Genomic DNA, 18,269 nt, shown 5'->3' with positions numbered 1-18,269 from the left:
CGCTTCATCCCTCCCCCGAGGAGACGGGACCCATGAAAGACATCTCCCCACCGCCCACCGCCGAAGACCTCCGCAGCAACCGCCGCGCCCTCCCCGCCGACCTCTCGGCCTCCGTCGCCGTCTTCCTGATCGCCCTGCCGCTGTCCCTCGGCATCGCCCTGGCCACGGGCGCCCCCCTCCAGGCGGGACTCGTCGCCGCGGCGGCCGGCGGAATCGTGGCCGCGCGGCTCGGCGGCACTCCGCTCCAGGTGAGCGGTCCCGCGACCGGACTCACGGTCGTCACCGCCGAGTTGATCCAGCACTACGGATGGCGCACCACCTGTGCCATCACGGTGCTCGCCGGCTGCTGCCAGCTCGGCCTCGCCGCCCTGCGGACCGCCCGGTCGGCGCTGATGGTGAGCCCGGCCATCGTCCACGGCATGCTCGCCGGAGTCGGCGTGACGATCGCGCTGGCCCAGCTGCACATCGTGCTCGGCGGCACCCCGCAGAGCTCCGCGCTGGCCAATGTCCGCGGACTGCCGGACCAGTTGGCCGATCTGCACCCGGCCGCACTCGGAGTCAGCGTGATCACGCTGGCGGTACTGCTCTGCTGGCCGCGGCTGCCCGGGCGGGCGGGCCGGTCCCTGCGCAAGGTGCCGGCCGCGCTGGCCGCCGTCGCCGTGGCCACGGCCGTCGCCGCCCTCACCGGGCTGCGGCTCCCCCGGGTGGACCTGCCGTCCTGGCGCAGCCACGCGCTGCCCGAACTGCCCGAGGGGCCGGTCCTCGGCATCATCGCCGCCGTGCTGACCATCACCCTGGTCGGCAGTGTGGAATCCCTGCTCTCGGCCGTCGCCACCGACAAGCTGATCGCCGCCCAGCGCGGTACGGGCAACCGTCCGCCGCGGGCCGACCTGAACCGCGAACTGCGCGGGCAGGGCGCGGCGAACATCGTCTCCGGGGCACTGGGCGGCCTTCCCGTCGCCGGAGGCGCCGTCCGCAGCATGGCGAACGTCAAGTCGGGCGCCGTCAGCCGCCGGGCGTCCATGCTGAACGGCCTGTGGGTGCTGCTCGCGGCCGGGCTGCTGGTCCCCGTGCTCGACCTGATCCCGCTCGCCGCGCTGGCCGCCCTGGTGATGGCGGTGGGCGTGCAGATGGTGAGCGCCACGCATCTGCGTACGGTCACGCGGCACCGCGAGTTCGTGGTCTACGCGACGACCATCGCGGCCGTGGTGCTCGGCGGGGTCCTGGAGGGCGTGGCCATCGGCATCGCGGTGGCCGTGGCCCTGGCCCTGCACCGCCTCGCCAGGACCCGCATCACCACCGAGCGGCTCGACAGCGGGGTCCACCGGGTGTGGGCACGAGGCCAGTTGACGTTCCTCGCGGTGCCGAGGCTGAGCCGGGTGCTGAACCAGATCCCGCACGACGCGCACGCGGTCATCGAGCTCGACGGCTCGTTCATCGACCACGCCGCCTACGAGACGCTCCAGGACTGGCAGGACTCCCACCTGGCCCACGGCGGCTCGCTGGAGATCACCGGACGGTCGGGGGCCAGGATCGCCGAGGCCGAGCAGGCCCGGCGGGACGGGCTCACGGAGCCGGCCCATCGGGGTGCGCAGCGCGGGGACCACCAGTGCTGCCGGCCCTGGACGCCCTGGCAGAACCACTGCGACCACCGGAGCACGGTGGCCCGTACCGCCCAGACGGCGGCCGCGAGTGCTGACCCGCCCGCGACCCCGGCGGCGCAGGGCGGGCCCCGAAGGCGTGGCGCCGGTCAACTGGCCGACGGAATCAGCGCCTTCCAGCGGGACACCGCGCCGCACGTACGGGACGAGCTGGCCCGGCTGGCCCGCGAAGGCCAGCGGCCCTCGCAGCTCTTCCTCACCTGCGCCGACTCCCGTCTGGTGACCAGCATGATCACGGCCAGCGGTCCCGGCGACCTGTTCACCGTCCGCAACGTCGGCAATCTCGTCCCGCTGCCGGGAGCGGAGTCCACGGACGACTCGGTCGCGGCGGCCATCGAGTACGCCGTGGACGTCCTCCAGGTCGACAGCATCACCGTGTGCGGGCATTCGGGCTGCGGGGCCATGCAGGCGCTGCTCAACTCCTCGCCCGGGGTGCCGATGACACCGCTGAGGCGGTGGCTGCGGCACGGGCTGCCGAGTCTGGAGCGGATGGCCAGTCGCCATCACGCCTGGGCGCGGATCTCGGGCCGGCTGCCGGCGGACGCGGTGGAGCAGCTCTGCCTGACCAATGTGGTGCAGCAGCTGGAGCACCTGCGGGCCCACGAATCGGTGGCCCGGCGGCTCGCCGAGGGGTCGCTGGAGCTGCACGGGATGTACTTCCACGTCGGCGAGGCCCAGGCGTACCTGCTCTCGGAGGGGGAGGACTTCTTCGACTGCCGGGTCTTCGACACCGTCCGCGCGGCCGCGCTGCGCGGCTGACCGGCCCGAACCGATACCCTCCCGTATCCGTGCCACCGGGTGGCCCCTTTCCGCGCTCCGCAGCGGGAGGGGCCACTCGCGCGTGGGCCCAGCCGAGTAATAGGTCTACACCAATTCCCGACAACCTCTTGTCACCTGGGCCATTGACTGATGAGCTATGCCCGGGGACACAACCGGGGACACAACGGACACCCTGGGAAAGGGAGATGTCGTGAGCAACGAAAGCCTGGCCAATCTGCTCAAGGAGGAGCGGCGGTTCGCACCGCCCGCCGATCTGGCCGCCGCTGCCAATGTGACTGGGGCCGCGTACGCACAGGCCGACGCGGACCGGCTGGGCTTCTGGGCCGAGCAGGCGCGGCGGCTGAGCTGGGACACGGAGCCGACGGAGACGCTCGACTGGACGAACCCGCCCTTCGCGAAGTGGTTCGCGGACGGCAAGCTGAACGTCGCGTACAACTGCGTGGACCGCCACGTCGAGGCCGGCAACGGCGACCGCGTGGCCATCCACTTCGAGGGCGAGCCCGGTGACAGCCGCTCGATCACCTACGCCGAGCTCAAGGACGAGGTCTCCAAGGCCGCGAACGCCCTGACCGAGCTGGGCGTGCGGGCCGGCGACCGGGTCGCGGTCTACCTGCCGATGATCCCCGAGGCGGTCGTCGCGATGCTCGCGTGCGCCCGTGTCGGCGCCGCGCACTCCGTCGTCTTCGGCGGTTTCTCCGCCGATGCCGTGGCCTCCCGCATCCAGGACGCCGACGCGAAGCTGGTCATCACCTCCGACGGCGGATACCGCCGCGGCAAGCCCTCCGCACTGAAGCCCGCCATCGACGAGGCCGTCGCCAAGTGCCCGCAGGTCGAGCACGTCCTCGTGGTGCGCCGCACCGGCCAGGACACCGCCTTCACCGAGGGCCGCGACGTCTGGTGGCACGAGATCGTCGAGCGGCAGAGCGCCGAACACGCGCCGCAGGCCTTCGACGCCGAGCACCCGCTCTTCATCCTCTACACCTCGGGGACCACGGGTAAGCCCAAGGGCATCCTGCACACCTCCGGCGGCTACCTCACGCAGGCCTCGTACACCCACCACGCGGTGTTCGACCTGAAGCCGGAGAGCGACGTCTACTGGTGCACCGCCGACATCGGCTGGGTGACCGGGCACTCCTACATCGTCTACGGGCCGCTCGCCAACGGCGCCACCCAGGTGATGTACGAGGGCACGCCCGACACCCCGCACCAGGGCCGGTTCTGGGAGGTGGTGCAGAAGTACGGCGTCACCATCCTCTACACCGCGCCCACCGCGATCCGCACGTTCATGAAGTGGGGCGACGACATCCCCGCGAAGTTCGACCTCTCGAGCCTGCGCATCCTGGGCTCGGTCGGCGAGCCGATCAACCCCGAGGCCTGGATCTGGTACCGCAAGCACATCGGCGGCGACCGCTGTCCGATCGTCGACACGTGGTGGCAGACCGAGACCGGCGCGATGATGATCTCGCCGCTGCCGGGCGTCACCGAGACCAAGCCCGGCTCCGCGCAGCGTGCGCTGCCCGGCATCGGCGCCACCGTCGTGGACGACGAGGCGAACGAGGTCCCGAACGGCGGTGGCGGCTACCTGGTCCTCACCGAGCCGTGGCCCTCCATGCTCCGCACCATCTGGGGCGACGACCAGCGGTACATCGACACCTACTGGTCGCGCTTCGAGGGCAAGTACTTCGCGGGCGACGGCGCCAAGAAGGACGAGGACGGCGACATCTGGCTGCTCGGCCGCGTCGACGACGTGATGCTGGTGTCCGGCCACAACATCTCGACCACCGAGGTCGAGTCGGCGCTCGTCTCGCACCCCTCGGTCGCCGAGGCGGCGGTCGTCGGCGCGAACGACGAGACCACCGGCCAGGCCATCGTGGCCTTCGTCATCCTGCGCGGCAGCGCCTCCGAGACCGACACCCTGGTCGCGGAGCTGCGCAACCACGTCGGCGCCACGCTCGGCCCGATCGCCAAGCCCAAGCGGATCCTGCCGGTGCAGGAGCTGCCGAAAACCCGCTCGGGCAAGATCATGCGCCGTCTGCTGCGCGACGTGGCCGAGAACCGCGCGGTCGGTGACGTCACCACGCTCGCCGACTCCTCGGTCATGGACCTGATCCAGAACAAGCTGCCGTCCGCCGGCAGCGAGGACTGAGGTCCCGGCACCGCACCGCACCGCACGACACGGGAATGGGGCATCCGGCGCGCCGCGCCGGATGCCCCATTCGCACATAAAGTGATGATCGCCGGATACGCCCTTGCGTGTGCCCTGTAAAGTATCGGAAGCGTAAAGAACTACTCCACAGGGCGCGCCGGGAAGTCTGGTCGGCAACGTGCTTCGTCATGCCGTCCAACCACCCCGGAGGTGCCACCCGTGGCCGCGCCCACCCCCACCGACCACCAGAGCCGCAAGCTCCTCGGCCGCCTCTCGCTGCCCGAGCGCCGCTTCGTGGCCGATGCCCTGCGCGCCGAAACCGTCGGCGGCGTCCTGCTCCTCGTGGCCGCGATCGCAGCGCTCATCTGGGCGAACGTCCCGGCCATCGCGGCCGGCTACGACAGCGTCCGCTCCTTCCACATCGGCCCCGCCGCCCTCGGCCTGGACCTCTCGCTCCAGCACTGGGCGGCCGACGGCCTGCTCGCCATCTTCTTCTTCGTCGCCGGCATCGAGCTCAAGCGCGAGCTCGTCGCGGGCGACCTGCGCGACGCCAAGGCGGCCGCGCTCCCCGTGATCGCCGCCGTCTGCGGCATGGCCGCGCCCGCGCTGGTCTACGTACTGGTCAACGTGCTCGGCGACGGCTCCACGGACGGCTGGGCGGTCCCGACCGCCACCGACATCGCCTTCGCGCTCGCCGTCCTCGCCGTCATCGGCACCTCGCTGCCGTCCGCGCTGCGCGCGTTCCTCCTGACGCTGGCCGTCGTGGACGACCTGTTCGCCATCATGATCATCGCGGTGTTCTTCACCAGCGACATCAACTTCCTGGCGCTCGGTGGCGCGGTCGCGGGCCTGATCCTGTTCTGGTTCCTGCTCCGCGTGGACGTGCACGGCTGGTACGTCTACGTCCCCCTCGCCCTGGTGATCTGGGGCCTGATGTACAACAGCGGCGTCCACTCGACCATCGCCGGCGTGGCCATGGGCCTCATGCTGCGCTGCCACCGCAAGGAGGGCGAGCAGCACTCCCCCGGCGAGCACATCGAGCACCTGGTGCGGCCCGTCTCGGCCGGCCTCGCCGTCCCGCTCTTCGCCCTCTTCTCCGCGGGCGTGTCCCTGTCCGACGAGTCCATCGGCCAGGTCTTCAGCCGTCCCGAGCCCCTCGGCGTGGTCCTCGGCCTGGTCGTCGGCAAGACCGTCGGCATCTTCGGCGGCACCTGGCTGGCCGCCCGCTTCACCAAGGCGGAGCTGAACGACGACCTCGCCTGGCCGGACGTCTTCGCCGTCGCCTCGCTCGCCGGCATCGGCTTCACCGTCTCGCTCCTGATCGGCGAGCTCGCCTTCACCGACGACCCCGTCCTCACCGACGAGATCAAGGCCGCCGTCCTGATCGGGTCCCTGATCGCCGCGGTCTTCGCGGGCGTCCTCCTCAAGATGCGCAACCACAAGTACAGGGCGCTCACCGAGGCGGAGGAACTCGACGAGGACCTCGACGGCATCCCCGACATCTACGAGCAGGACAAGCCGGAGTACCACTTGCGGATGGCGAAGATCTACGAGGCCAAGGCCGCCGAGCACCTGCGCAGGGCCGAGGCGGCCTCGGCCGGCGCCGGTGAAGGGCCGGGCGGGTCCAGCGCCGACGGCGGCCGTCCGGCATGATCTGACTGACGACAGGACAGCCGTCGCCGACGGCCGACAGAGGGAGAGAGCGATGAGCGCAGTGGACCAAGGGGCGCCGGGAGCCGAGCGCACACTCGGCCAGCTGGTCGCCTCGGCCACCGCCGAGATGTCCGCCCTGGTGCACGACGAGATCGCCCTCGCCAAGGTGGAGATCAAGCAGGACGTCAAGCGCGCGGGGATCGGCAGCGGGGCCGCCATCGCCGCGGGAGTGCTCGTGCTCTTCTCCCTCCCCGTACTGAGTTTCGCCGCGGCCTACGGCATCCACAACCTCGGGCTCGGGCTGGCCTGGTCCTTCCTGATCGTCGGTGTGGCGTTCTGGCTGCTCGCGGGTCTGGTCGGACTGCTCGCCGTGGTGAAGTTCAAGAAGATCAAGCCGCCGACGAAGACCATCGAGTCCGTCAAGCAGACCGCCGCGCTCGTCGGGACGGCCAAGCCGCACGCGCGGTCGGTCAGTGACAAGGCCGTGGGTGTGGCACGCTCGTCGTCATGACAGCGCCCTCCCCGGAATCCGGTACGTCCGGCCCGTCCGGCACTCCTCCCACGACTGCCTCGGCGGTACGGATCGACGTGCCCGGCGGGCGGACGGTGACCCACCGGGACGTCGCGGCCAACGGAGCGCGGTTCCACGTCGCCGAGATGGGCGACGGGCCGCTGGTGCTGCTCCTGCACGGCTTCCCGCAGTTCTGGTGGACGTGGCGGCACCAGCTGACCGCGCTCGCCGACGCCGGCTACCGGGCGGTCGCGATGGACCTGCGCGGGGTGGGCGGCAGCGACCGCACCCCGCGCGGCTACGACCCGGCCAACCTGGCCCTCGACATCACCGGGGTCGTACGGTCCCTCGGCGAGCCCGACGCCGCCCTCGTGGGGCACGACCTGGGCGGCTACCTCGCCTGGACGGCGGCGGTGATGCGGCCCAAGCTGGTGCGCCGGCTGGTGGTGTCCTCGATGCCGCACCCGCGCCGCTGGCGCTCGGCGATGCTGTCCGACTTCGGGCAGACCCGGGCCAGTTCGCACATCTGGGGCTTCCAGCGGCCGTTCGTGCCGGAGCGTCAGCTCGTCGCGGACGACGGGGCGCTCGTCGGGGAGCTGATCCGGGACTGGTCGGGGCCCCGGCTGCCCGACGAGGACGACGTGGCGGTGTACCGGCGGGCGATGTGCATCCCGTCCACCGCGCACTGCTCGGTGGAGCCGTACCGCTGGATGATGCGGTCCATGGCCCGGCCCGACGGGCTGCAGTTCAACCGGCGCATGAAGCGCCCGGTGCGGGTGCCGACGCTGCACCTGCACGGCTCGCTCGATCCGGTGATGCGGACGCGGAGTGCGGCCGGGTCCGGGCAGTACGTCGAAGCCCCCTACCGCTGGCGGCTGTTCGACGGGCTCGGGCACTTCCCGCACGAGGAGGACCCGCTGGCCTTCTCGACCGAGCTGGTCAACTGGCTGAAGGACCCCGAGCCCGACCGCTGAACCCGGCCGCCGAGCCCGCCGCGGGCCGGGGCCGCCCCGGCCGGGCCGGGGCCGCCCGGCCGCCCGGCCACCCGTGCGCGGGGGCCGGTGACGCGTGAGGCGTGTTGTATGACAAGCATTCAATTGCCTGGCGCATAGGCCAATTGGCCGCCCTCAACGCGATTACGGACCTTGGGGCCCGGGCACAGCTCGGAGTATGGGCTTGACGCACGACTACGGTGACACCGCACACGAACGCCGCTCGACGGTTACGCCGGGCACGCACAGGGGGCACGGCCAGGACGGCCACGACCTCCGACTCGATATTCCGCGCATCCTGCGCCGGCGGGCCCGCTGGGTCTCGGCCCGGCTGCGGCACCAGCGCACGTAGACACCACCGGGGCCCGGTCCCGGGGGTGAGTCCGGGGCCGGGATCCGTCAGAGGGCGCAGCCCTGGCTCTCGACCCGCCGGTCGGCCGTCTTCCCGATCCTGATGTCGTCGCGGATCTCGTCCGCCGTCAGGGCGTAGCCGGTGTTGGGGTCGTCGAGGGACTTCGCGAAGACGACCCCGTAGACCTTGCCTTCGGGCGTCAGCAGCGGGCCGCCGGAGTTGCCCTGGCGGACCGTCGCGTACAGGGAGTAGACGTCCCGTCGCACGGTCCCCCGGTGGTAGATGTCCGGACCCTTGGCGTTGATGCGGCCGCGGACGCGCGCCGAGCGGACGTCGTACGCGCCGTTCTCCGGGAAGCCGGCGACGATCGCGTCGCCGCCGCTCGCCGCGTCCTTGTCCGTGAACTCCAGCGCGGGCGCCTTCAGCTTGGGCACGTCCAGGACGGCGATGTCCCGCTCCCAGTCGTAGAGCACGACCTTGCCGTCGTACAGCTTGCCCTCGCCGCCGATCTGCACGGTCGGCTCGCCGACCCCGCCGACCACGTGGGCGTTGGTCATCACCTTGCCCGGCGCGAAGACGAAGCCGGTGCCCTCCAGCACCTTGCTGCACGCGGGCGCGGTACCGACGACCTTCACGATCGACTGCTTGGCCTGCTCCGCCACGGGGCTGCGCGCGAGCAGCGGGTCGGGCGGCTTGACCTCGGTGATCGGCTCGTTGGAGAACGGGCTGAAGACCTGCGGGAAGCCGTTGCGGGCGAGGGTGGAGCTGAAGTCCGTGAACCAGGTGTTCGCCTGCGCGGGGAGGACCCGCGAGACGCCGAAGAGCACCTTGGAGTTGCGGACCTCCTTGCCCAGCGTGGGAATTGACGTGCCGGCGACCATGGACCCGATCAGCCAGGCCACCAGCAGCATCGCGGCCACGTTCACCAGGGCGCCGCCCGTCGCGTCGAGCGCGCGGGCCGGGGACCAGGTGATGTGGCGCCGGAGCTTGCCGCCCAGATGGGTCGTCAGCGCCTGCCCGATCGAGGCACAGATGATGATCACGATCACGGCGACGACCACGACCGTGGTGGACACCTGGGTGCCGTTGTCGGTGACCCGGTCCCAGATCAGGGGCAGCAGGGACACGGCGATGAGACCACCGCCGAGGAAGCCGATCACCGACAGGATGCCGACGACGAACCCCTGGCGGTAGCCGACGATCGCGAACCATACGGCGGCGAGCAGCAACAGGATGTCCAGCACGTTCACATGGGCCACCGTCTCATGCGCGCCAGTCGAGCGGGACTTCCCGGGACCGGTCCCAGGGGCGCTCCCAGCCGGCGAAATGCAGGATCCGGTCGATCACTCCGGCGGTAAAACCCCAGACCAGGGCCGACTCGACGGTGAAAGCCGGTCCTTGGAAGCCTCCGGGGTGCACGACGGTGACACGGTGCTCGGGGTCCGTGAGATCGGCCACGGGCACCGTGAAGACGCGGGCGGTCTCGGCCGGGTCGACGACGCCGACCGGGCTGGGGGCGCGCCACCAGCCCAGGACCGGGGTCACGACGAAGCCGCTGACCGGGATGTAGAGGCGGGGCAGCACGCCGAAGAGCTGGACCCCGGCCGGGTCGAGCCCGGTCTCCTCCTCGGCCTCGCGCAGCGCCGCGCGCAGCGGGCCGGTGGTGTGCGGGTCGCCGTCCTCGGGGTCGAGGGCGCCGCCGGGGAAGGAGGGCTGGCCGGGGTGCGAACGCAGGCTGCCGGCGCGCTCCATGAGCAGCAGCTCGGGGCCGCGGGGGCCCTCGCCGAAGAGGATCAGCACGGCGGACTGGCGGCCGCCGCCGTCCTCGGGCGGCAGGAAGCGGCTGAGCTGGGTGGGGCGCACCGTCCGGGCCGCCTCGACGACGGGGTCGAGCCAGCCGGGCAGGCCGCGGGTGCGCAGGGCCGTGCTCCCGCGCCGGCCGCTCGTGGCGCTGTGGCCGCCGTGGCCGCTGCGGGCGTCGTGGCCGCTGCGGCCGCTGTGGGCGTCGTGGCCGCTGTGGCCGCTGTGGGCGCTCTGGGCGTCGTACGGGGCCTCGTGCGCGGCGGCGGCGCGGGGCACGGCGGTGGCGTCCGCCCGGCGGTTCTGCGTGGCCTCACTCATAGGCACCCCTATCCGTGTTCCCCCACGCACCGCAAAACGCGGGGCGGGTACCGATTCGTTCCTTGCGGGTGCGGTGCTTCCCGGGCTACTGGCCCGGCCCGGGCTTCGCCGGGAGGCCCGGGTAGTCCGGCGGCGGGCTCAGGCGCTGCCCGGGCTGGCCGCCCTTCTCGTACTTCAGGAGCTTCGCGGCCTTCTCCGGATCGGTCTCGCCCTCCCCGTAGGCCGGGCAGAGCGGGGCGATCGGGCAGGCGCCGCAGGCGGGCTTGCGCGCATGGCAGATCCGGCGGCCGTGGAAGACGACGCGGTGCGAGAGCATCGTCCACTCGCTCTTGGGGAAGATCGCGCAGATCTCCGCCTCGACCTTCTCCGGGTCCTCCTGCCCGGTCCACTTCCAGCGCCGCACCAGCCGGCCGAAGTGGGTGTCGACCGTGATCCCGGGGACTCCGAAGGCGTTGCCGAGGACGACGTTGGCCGTTTTGCGGCCGACTCCGGGGAGCGTCACCAGGTCCTCGATCCGGCCCGGGACCTCGCCGCCGAAGTTGTCGCGCAGGGACTGCGAGAGGCCGAGGAGGGACTTGGCCTTCGCCCGGAAGAACCCGGTCGGCCGGATGATCTCCTCCAGCGCCTCGGGATCGGCTCCGGCCATGTCCTCGGGGGTCGGATAGGCCGCGAAGAGGGCCGGGGTCGTCTGGTTCACCCGAAGGTCGGTGGTCTGCGCGGACAGCACGGTGGCGACCAGCAGCTCGAAGGAGTTCCGGAAGTCGAGCTCGGGGTGGGCGTACGGGTAGACCTCCGCGAGCTCGCGGTTGATCCTGCGCGCCCGCCGCACCATCGCCAGGTGGCTCTCCGGCTTCGCCCCGGCCTTCTTGACCTTGCTCTCTGCCATCCCCGAAGGCTACGCCGCGGAGCCCGCCGCCCGTGGCCGGACGTGATCTCCGCCCCGCCGGGGTTTCTTGGCCGAAGTTTTGCCCTGAGGCGGGGGTGAACCCTCCGGAGGGGGCCAAGTCGAGGCATGTTCGCCCACGGCTGAATTCCGGGTCTCCGTCACTCCCCCGGAGCCCTTGGCCTGTGCTCTCACCGGCCTGTTGGACCCCGGGCCGGTCCGGGGCGGAGCGCCGACACCTCCCCAGGACCTCAGGTAACACCACCCCGATCGGCCTCTCGCCGCACAGCACACCCGTACGTCCGGCATCCTTGTGATGAACGTGATTGATCGCACTGTTTGAGCCGTCCGGCAAAATGGGGGAGCGATCCCCCGGCCGGTCGACATAGGAGAGAGACTCGTGGACGACGTACTGCGGCGTGCCCCGCTCTTCGCGGCGCTCGATGACGAGCAGGCCGCGGAGCTCCGCGCCTCCATGGGCGAGGTGACCCTCGCACGCGGTGACGCGCTGTTCCACGAGGGCGACCCCGGTGACCGGCTGTATGTCGTCACCGAGGGCAAGGTGAAACTGCACCGCACCTCCCCCGACGGCCGCGAGAACATGCTGGCCGTCCTCGGCCCCGGTGAGCTGATCGGCGAGCTGTCGCTGTTCGACCCCGGCCCGCGCACCGCCACCGCCACCGCGCTGACCGAGGTCAAGCTGCTGGGCCTGGGCCACGGCGACCTCCAGCCCTGGCTGAACGCGCGGCCCGAGGTGGCCACCGCGCTGCTGCGCGCCGTCGCCCGCCGCCTGCGCAAGACCAACGACCAGATGTCCGACCTGGTCTTCTCGGACGTACCGGGCCGCGTGGCCCGCGCCCTCCTCGACCTGTCGCGCCGCTTCGGCGTGCAGTCCGAGGAAGGCATCCACGTCGTGCACGACCTCACGCAGGAGGAGCTGGCGCAGCTCGTCGGCGCCTCGCGCGAGACCGTGAACAAGGCCCTGGCCGACTTCGCGGGCCGCGGATGGCTCCGCCTGGAGGCCCGCGCGGTCATCCTGCTGGACGTGGAGCGGCTCGCGAAGCGGTCTCGCTGACGCCGGTCCCAGCCGGTTGAGGGGTCCTGCCCGTCGGGCGGGGCCCCTTTTCGTGTCCGTGCGGCACCGTTCCGGGGGCTCCGCCCCCGCGCGCCCGCGCCTCGAACGCCGGCGGGGCCGGAAATGGGGGCACAGTGGACCCATGGAGCACAGGGGCCTCGACGCGTACGGGTACTTCGAGCGCGAAGGCTCGCTCGGGCAGGTGCGGGCCGAGTTCCGGGGGCTGGTCGCCGCCGTGCGGGAGCGGATCGCGGAGGCGTACGGGCGACGGCTCCACAGCGCCTACCTGTACGGGTCCGTGCCGCGCGGGACGGCCGTGCCCGGGCGCTCCGACCTGGACCTGCTGATCGCCCTGCAGCACGAGCCCTCGGACGAGGACCGCGACACCGCCGAGGTGCTGGCGCGCGGCCTCGACGAGGACTTCGCGGAGATCGACGGGGTCGGCATCCTGCTGTACGGCAAGGACCGGCTGCTGAGCGAGCAGGAACGATTCGACCTGGGCTGGTTCCTCGCCTGCCTGTGCACCCCGCTGCTCGGCGCCGACCTGGCCGAGCACCTGCCCCGCTACCGCCCCGACAGCCTGCTCGCCCGCGAGACCAACGGAGACCTGGCCGAGCTGCTGCCCCGGATGCGCGCCTGGGCCCAGGAGGCCGCCACTCCGCAGGAGTGCCGCAAGCTGTGCAGGAGCTTCTCCCGGCACCTGGTGCGGACCGGGTTCACCCTGGTCATGCCCCGGTGGGGCGGCTGGACCAGCGACCTCGCGGAGTCCGCCGAGGTCTTCGGGCGGTACTACCCCGGCCGCGCCGCCCAGATGCGGGCCGCGGCGGCCGCCGCACTGGACCCGGTGGCGGACCCGGCCGTCCTGCGCGGGTACGTGGAGGACCTCGGGCCGTGGCTCGCCGATGAGTACACGGCCCGGCACGGGACCAAGACGGCCCGGGCCCGGGCCACGGCCCAGGCCCCCGCCGAAGCCACGGGCTAGGCGGTCCCCGTCACTCGGAGCGCCCCGGGATCAGCCCGTGGTCCCGCAGGTACTCCAGCTGCGCCCGTACGGACCATTCGGCCGCGGGCCACAGCGAGCGGTCCACGTCCGCGTAGACGTGCGCGACGACCGCCTCGGGGGAGGTCAGCCCGTTCTCGACGGCCGTCTCGATCTGCGCGAGGCGGTGGGCTCGGTGGGCGAGGTAGAACTCGACCGCGCCCTGCGCGTCGTCCAGGACCGGCCCGTGGCCCGGGAGCACCGTGTGGACCCCGTCGTCGACCGTCAGGGAGCGCAGCCGGCGCAGGGAGTCCAGGTAGTCGCCCAGGCGCCCGTCCGGGTGCGCGACGACGGTGGTGCCGCGCCCCAGGATCGTGTCGCCGGTCAGGACCGCGCGGTCGGCCGGCAGGTGGAAGCAGAGCGAGTCGGCGGTGTGCCCGGGGGTCGGGACCACGCGCAGCTCCAGTCCGCCGGTGCGGATGACGTCCCCGGCGGCCAGGCCCTCGTCACCGAGGCGCACGGCGGGGTCGAGGGCGCGGACCTTCGTACGGGTCAGCTCGGCGAAGCGGGAGGCGCCCTCCGCGTGGTCGGGGTGGCCGTGGGTGAGGAGCGTGAGCGCGACCCGCTTGCCGGCCTCCTCGGCGGCGGTGACGACCGCCCGCAGGTGTACGTCGTCCAGCGGGCCGGGGTCGATGACGACGGCCAGGTCCGAGCCGGGCTCGGAGACGAGCCAGGTGTTGGTGCCGTCGAGGGTCATCGGGGAGGCGTTCGGGGCCAGGATGTTGACCGCGCGGGCGGTGGCGCGCCCGGAGACGACCGTTCCGCGGGGCTGGCCGGGCAGGGCGGCGGCATCGGTCATGCGGGGTCACCTCCACGGGGCGCGCGGCCGGAGAGGGTGACGCGCTTGGTGAACTCGTCGTGGCCCGGCCAGCTCAGCACGAGCTCGTCGCCCTCGAAGGCGGCCCGGGCCAGGACGGCGGTCAGGTCCTGCCCGGGGGCCGCGGCCAGCGCGTCGGCGGCGCTCGCGTACGGCTCCAGGGAGCGCAGGGTGGTGATGGTGGGCGGCATCATCAGCAGCTCGCCCTTGTCATAGCCTGCGGCGGCGTCGGCGGGGCGGATCCAGACCGTGCGGTCGGCCTCGGTGGAGGCGTTGCGGGTGCGCTGGCCGGCCGGGAGGGCCGCCACGAAGAACCAGGTGTCGTAGCGGCGCGGCTCGAACTCCGGGGTGATCCAGCGGGCCCACGCGCCGAGCAGGTCGGAGCGCAGGACCAGGCCCCGGCGGTCGAGGAACTCGGCGAAGGACAGCTCGCGGGCGACGAGGGCCGCGCGGGCAGCCTCCCAGTCGTCGCCGGTGGTGTCGCCCACGACGGTGCCCGCGGACTCGCCGGCGAGCAGGACCCCGGCCTCCTCGAAGGTCTCGCGGACGGCTCCGCAGACGATCGCCTGGGCGGTGGCGGGGTCGGTGCCCATCCGGTCGGCCCAGTCGCGGCGGCTCGGGCCGGCCCAGCCGATGCCGAGGTCCGCGTCGCGGGGGTCGACGCCGCCGCCGGGATAGGCGTACGCGCCGCCTGCGAAGGCCATGGAGGCGCGGCGGCGGAGCATGTGGACGGCGGGGCCGCTCTCGCCGTCCCGCAGCAGCATGACGGTGGCGGCGCGCTTGGGCGGGACCGGGACGAGGGCGCCCTCGTTGAGCGCGCGGATGCGGTCGGGCCACTCCGGCGGGTACCACTGGCCTCCGGCGGGGGGCTCGGGCTGCGGCTCGGGCTGCTGACCATGCTGACCATTCGGCATGGCGGGATGCTACGGCCATCCGGCCCGATGTTCGAGGGTCACCCGCTGCGGGGTGCGGTGGTCCGCGTGCGGAGCGGGGCTGCGGAAGCCCGGGTGCGGGCTGCGCCCGGCCTTCTGGGGCTCCGCCCCGGACCCCGCGCCTCGAACTCCCCCGGCTACCGCTGGGAGGTGCCCCCTGGCGGGGCTGGATCTGGCCGCGGCGTCGCCGAACGCAGGGGCCCCGGCGGGCCGACGGACGGAGTCCGGCGCAGCGGGCCGAAGCCCGGGAGGCCCGCCAGGGCCGAGGGGTGCGAGGGGTGCGTCAGGAAGGGAGGAGTTCGACCTGGATCTCGATCTCCACCGGGGCGTCGAGCGGGAGCACCGCCACGCCGACCGCGCTGCGGGCGTGGACGCCCTTGTCGCCGAGGACGGCGCCCAGCAGCTCGCTCGCGCCGTTCAACACGCCCGGCTGGGCGGTGAAGTCGGGTGCCGAGGCGATGAAGCCGACAACCTTCACGACACGCGCGATCTTGTCGAGGTCGCCGACGACGGACTTCACCGCGGCCAGCGCGTTGAGCGCGCAGGTCGCGGCCAGTTCCTTGGCCTGCTCCGCCGAGACCTCGGCGCCGACCTTGCCGGTGACCGGCAGGCTGCCGCGGACCATCGGGAGCTGGCCCGCGGTGTACACGTACGCGCCGGAGCGGACGGCCGGCTGGTACGTGGCCAGCGGCGGGACGACCTCGGGCAGAGTCAGGCCGAGCTCGGCCAGCTTCGCCTCGACGACACCGCTCATGCCGCCTTCTCCCTCTTCAGGTAGGCCACGAGCTGCTCGGGGTTGTTCGGCCCGGGTACGACCTGGACGAGCTCCCAGCCGTCTTCGCCCCAGGTGTCAAGGATCTGCTTGGTGGCGTGGACCAGCAGCGGGACGGTCGCGTATTCGAACTTCTTGGTCATGGGAGCGAGGGTAGTGCCTGCCGTGCGGCCCCCCGGCACCACCGCCGCCACCCCGGAGGAATTAGGCTCGGGCCCTGTGAGCAGGCTCCAGGTGGTCAGCGGCAAGGGCGGCACCGGCAAGACCACGGTCGCCGCCGCACTCGCGCTCGCCCTCGCACGCGAGGGCAGGCGGACACTTCTGGTGGAGGTCGAGGGCAGGCAGGGGCTCGCGCAGCTCTTCGGCGCGGAGGCGCTCCCGTACGAGGAGCGGAAGATCGCCGTGGCCTCGGGCGGCGGCGAGGTCTTCGCGCTCGCCATCGACGCGGAGCGGGCGCTGCTCGACTACCTCCAGATGTTCTACAAGCTCGGCTCGGCCGGGCGCGCCCTCAAGAAGCTCGGCGCCATCGATTTCGCGACGACCATCGCGCCGGGGCTGCGGGACGTGCTGCTGACGGGCAAGGCCTGCGAGGCGGTGCGCCGCAAGGACAAGGCCGGCCGGTTCGTCTACGACCACGTGATCATGGACGCTCCGCCGACCGGGCGGATCACCCGCTTCCTGAACGTCAACGACGAGGTGGCGGGCCTGGCCCGGTTCGGGCCCATCCACAACCAGGCGCAGGCCGTCATGAAGGTGCTCAAGTCCCCCGAGACGGCCGTGCACCTGGTCACCCTGCTGGAGGAGATGCCCGTGCAGGAGACCGCCGACGGGATCGCCGAACTGCGGGCGGCGGGCCTGCCGGTGGGGCGGGTCGTCGTCAACATGGTCCGGCCGCACCACCTCGACGAGGACGCCCTGCGCGCCGCCGCCGGGGAGCACCGCTCCGACGTGGCCAAGGCGCTGTCCCGGGCCGGCCTCGGCGGCGCCCGGCGCGGCGGTCTGGCCGAACGGCTGGTGGACCCGCTGCTCTTGCAGGCGGTGGAGCACGCGAGCCGGGTGGAGCTGGAGCGCGCCCAGCGCGCCGTACTGGAGGAGCTGGACGTGCCGGCGTACGAACTCCCCCTGCTCGGCGCGGGAATGGACCTGGCCGGGCTCTACGGGCTCGCCGCGGAGCTGCGCAAGCAGGTGGGCGAGGAATGAGCGAGGCCATGAACGCGAACATGGGGACGCCGCCGAGGCTGGCCGTGGACCGGCTGCTGGACGACCCGCGGACCCGGATCATCGTGTGCTGCGGGGCGGGCGGGGTCGGCAAGACCACGACGGCGGCGGCGCTCGGGGTGCGGGCGGCGGAGCGCGGGCGCAGGGTGGTCGTCCTGACCATCGACCCGGCGCGCAGGCTGGCCCAGTCGATGGGGATCGACTCGCTCGACAACACCCCGCGCAAGGTCACCGGGGTGTCGGGCGACGGCGGTGAACTGCACGCCATGATGCTCGACATGAAGCGGACCTTCGACGAGATCGTCGAGGGGCACTCGGATCCGGAGCGCGCGCAGGCCATCCTCGCCAACCCCTTCTACCAGTCCCTGTCGGCCGGCTTCGCGGGCACGCAGGAGTACATGGCGATGGAGAAGCTGGGACAGCTGCGGTCCCGGGACGACTGGGACCTGATCATCGTGGACACCCCGCCGAGCCGGTCCGCGCTGGACTTCCTGGACGCTCCGGGGCGCCTGGGGTCCTTCCTGGACGGGAAGTTCATCCGGGTGCTGATGGCTCCGGCGAAGGTCGGCGGCCGGGCGGGGATGAAGTTCCTCAATGTCGGCATGTCGATGATGACGGGCACGCTGAGCAAGCTGATGGGCGCCTCGCTGCTGAAGGACGTGCAGACCTTCGTGGCCGCCATGGACACCATGTTCGGCGGCTTCCGCACGCGCGCCGACGCGACGTTCCAGCTGCTGCAGGCTCCCGGTACGGCCTTCCTCGTGGTGGCGTCGCCCGAGGCGGACGCCCTGCGCGAGGCGGCGTACTTCGTGGAGCGGCTGGCCGCGGAGAAGATGCCGCTGGCCGGGCTCGTACTGAACCGGGTGCACGGCAGCGGCGCCGACCAGCTGTCCGCGGAGCGGGCGTTGGCGGCGGCGGAGAATCTTGAAGAAGGCGGCATTGTCGATCAGGAGTCCGGGAAAGCTGGACTTCGTGACTCTCCCGACACCGATTTCGACGCCGAAGGCGACGCGCACAACGACACCGACGCGCACGCCGAGACCGACGCGGACGTCGGCTCCGAAGCCGACGTGGACGAGATCACGGCGGGCCTGCTGCGCCTGCACGCGGAGCGCATGCAGGTGATCGCGCGCGAACGGCGCACGCGGGACCGCTTCACCTCGCTGCACCCCGAGGTGGCGGTAGCCGAAGTGGCCGCCCTGCCCGGCGATGTGCACGACCTCGCCGGGCTGCGGGCCATCGGAGAGCGACTCGCGGCCGGGGTGCCGGCCGGAGCGTAGGCGTCCGTACGAGGCCCCCGGTTCGGGGGCGGTCCGT

General features: G+C 72.5%; 16 protein-coding genes. 9 read left to right on the top strand and 7 right to left on the bottom strand.

Annotated elements, in window-relative coordinates; genetic code table 11:
* Nucleotides 1–32 precede the first annotated feature (32 nt).
* The 5 genes from DRB96_RS06310 (at nt 33) to DRB96_RS06290 (ending at nt 7,725) form a co-directional block, all read left to right on the top strand.
* Nucleotides 33–2,420 carry a SulP family inorganic anion transporter gene (locus DRB96_RS06310; RefSeq protein ID WP_112447472.1) on the top strand — a complete coding sequence of 796 codons (2,388 nt, stop codon included), beginning with the start codon at nt 33–35 and terminating at the stop codon, nt 2,418–2,420.
* Between the two features lie 157 nt (nt 2,421–2,577).
* Complete coding sequence (gene acs / locus DRB96_RS06305) at nt 2,578–4,587, top strand: acetate--CoA ligase (protein WP_112447470.1); 2,010 nt, start codon at nt 2,578–2,580, stop codon at nt 4,585–4,587.
* 219 nt (nt 4,588–4,806) lie between these two features.
* Nucleotides 4,807–6,240 (top strand): Na+/H+ antiporter NhaA, encoded by a 1,434-nt coding sequence (nhaA, locus tag DRB96_RS06300; RefSeq protein WP_112447468.1) that lies wholly within the window; start codon nt 4,807–4,809, stop codon nt 6,238–6,240.
* Between the two features lie 52 nt (nt 6,241–6,292).
* Nucleotides 6,293–6,751 (top strand): phage holin family protein, encoded by a 459-nt coding sequence (locus DRB96_RS06295; protein ID WP_112447466.1) that lies wholly within the window; start codon nt 6,293–6,295, stop codon nt 6,749–6,751.
* Complete coding sequence (locus tag DRB96_RS06290) at nt 6,748–7,725, top strand: alpha/beta hydrolase (protein WP_112447464.1); 978 nt, start codon at nt 6,748–6,750, stop codon at nt 7,723–7,725. Before DRB96_RS06295 ends, DRB96_RS06290 begins: the two co-directional genes overlap by 4 nt.
* Nucleotides 7,726–8,142: 417 nt before the next feature.
* On the opposite strand, the gene DRB96_RS06285 is transcribed toward DRB96_RS06290, so the two are convergent.
* From DRB96_RS06285 to nth, 3 genes are all read right to left on the bottom strand, one after another.
* A complete protein-coding gene (locus tag DRB96_RS06285) occupies nt 8,143–9,345 on the bottom strand; it encodes a MarP family serine protease (RefSeq protein ID WP_112447462.1) in 1,203 nt (400 codons plus the stop codon).
* Between the two features lie 13 nt (nt 9,346–9,358).
* A complete protein-coding gene (locus DRB96_RS06280) occupies nt 9,359–10,216 on the bottom strand; it encodes a CoA pyrophosphatase (RefSeq protein WP_239516036.1) in 858 nt (285 codons plus the stop codon).
* Between the two features lie 85 nt (nt 10,217–10,301).
* Complete coding sequence (nth, locus tag DRB96_RS06275) at nt 10,302–11,102, bottom strand: endonuclease III (protein WP_112447460.1); 801 nt, start codon at nt 11,100–11,102, stop codon at nt 10,302–10,304.
* A 397-nt stretch (nt 11,103–11,499) separates the two neighbouring features.
* Between nth and DRB96_RS06270 the strand changes: the two genes are divergently transcribed.
* Both DRB96_RS06270 and DRB96_RS06265 read left to right on the top strand, forming a co-directional pair.
* Nucleotides 11,500–12,174, top strand: a complete 675-nt coding sequence (locus tag DRB96_RS06270) for a Crp/Fnr family transcriptional regulator (RefSeq protein WP_003981529.1) — start codon at nt 11,500–11,502, stop codon at nt 12,172–12,174.
* 142 nt (nt 12,175–12,316) lie between these two features.
* Nucleotides 12,317–13,156 (top strand): nucleotidyltransferase domain-containing protein, encoded by an 840-nt coding sequence (locus tag DRB96_RS06265; protein WP_112447458.1) that lies wholly within the window; start codon nt 12,317–12,319, stop codon nt 13,154–13,156.
* A gap of 10 nt (nt 13,157–13,166) precedes the next feature.
* On the opposite strand, the gene DRB96_RS06260 is transcribed toward DRB96_RS06265, so the two are convergent.
* The 4 genes from DRB96_RS06260 to DRB96_RS06245 form a co-directional block, all read right to left on the bottom strand.
* Entirely contained in the window at nt 13,167–14,012 is an 846-nt protein-coding gene (locus tag DRB96_RS06260; RefSeq protein ID WP_112447456.1) for an MBL fold metallo-hydrolase, read from the bottom strand.
* Complete coding sequence (locus DRB96_RS06255) at nt 14,009–14,944, bottom strand: NUDIX hydrolase (protein WP_112447454.1); 936 nt, start codon at nt 14,942–14,944, stop codon at nt 14,009–14,011. Before DRB96_RS06255 ends, DRB96_RS06260 begins: the two co-directional genes overlap by 4 nt.
* A 301-nt stretch (nt 14,945–15,245) precedes the next feature.
* Nucleotides 15,246–15,716, bottom strand: a complete 471-nt coding sequence (locus tag DRB96_RS06250) for a RidA family protein (protein WP_112447452.1) — start codon at nt 15,714–15,716, stop codon at nt 15,246–15,248.
* Complete coding sequence (locus tag DRB96_RS06245; RefSeq protein WP_112447450.1) at nt 15,713–15,877, bottom strand: DUF4177 domain-containing protein; 165 nt, start codon at nt 15,875–15,877, stop codon at nt 15,713–15,715. The genes DRB96_RS06250 and DRB96_RS06245 overlap by 4 nt, the downstream gene beginning before the upstream one ends.
* A 76-nt stretch (nt 15,878–15,953) precedes the next feature.
* Between DRB96_RS06245 and DRB96_RS06240 the strand changes: the two genes are divergently transcribed.
* Nucleotides 15,954–16,934, top strand: coding sequence for an ArsA-related P-loop ATPase (locus DRB96_RS06240; protein ID WP_112447448.1), 981 nt, complete (start codon nt 15,954–15,956; stop codon nt 16,932–16,934).
* Nucleotides 16,931–18,232 carry an ArsA family ATPase gene (locus tag DRB96_RS06235; RefSeq protein WP_112447446.1) on the top strand — a complete coding sequence of 434 codons (1,302 nt, stop codon included), beginning with the start codon at nt 16,931–16,933 and terminating at the stop codon, nt 18,230–18,232. Before DRB96_RS06240 ends, DRB96_RS06235 begins: the two co-directional genes overlap by 4 nt.
* Nucleotides 18,233–18,269: the final 37 nt, after the last annotated feature.

Origin of the sequence: Streptomyces sp. ICC1 (assembly GCF_003287935.1) — a bacterium.
Taxonomy (GTDB): Bacteria; Actinomycetota; Actinomycetes; order Streptomycetales; family Streptomycetaceae; genus Streptomyces; species Streptomyces tritrimontium.
Note: the sequence above shows the minus strand (reverse complement) of the source record. Positions and strands in the feature narration are given on the sequence as shown.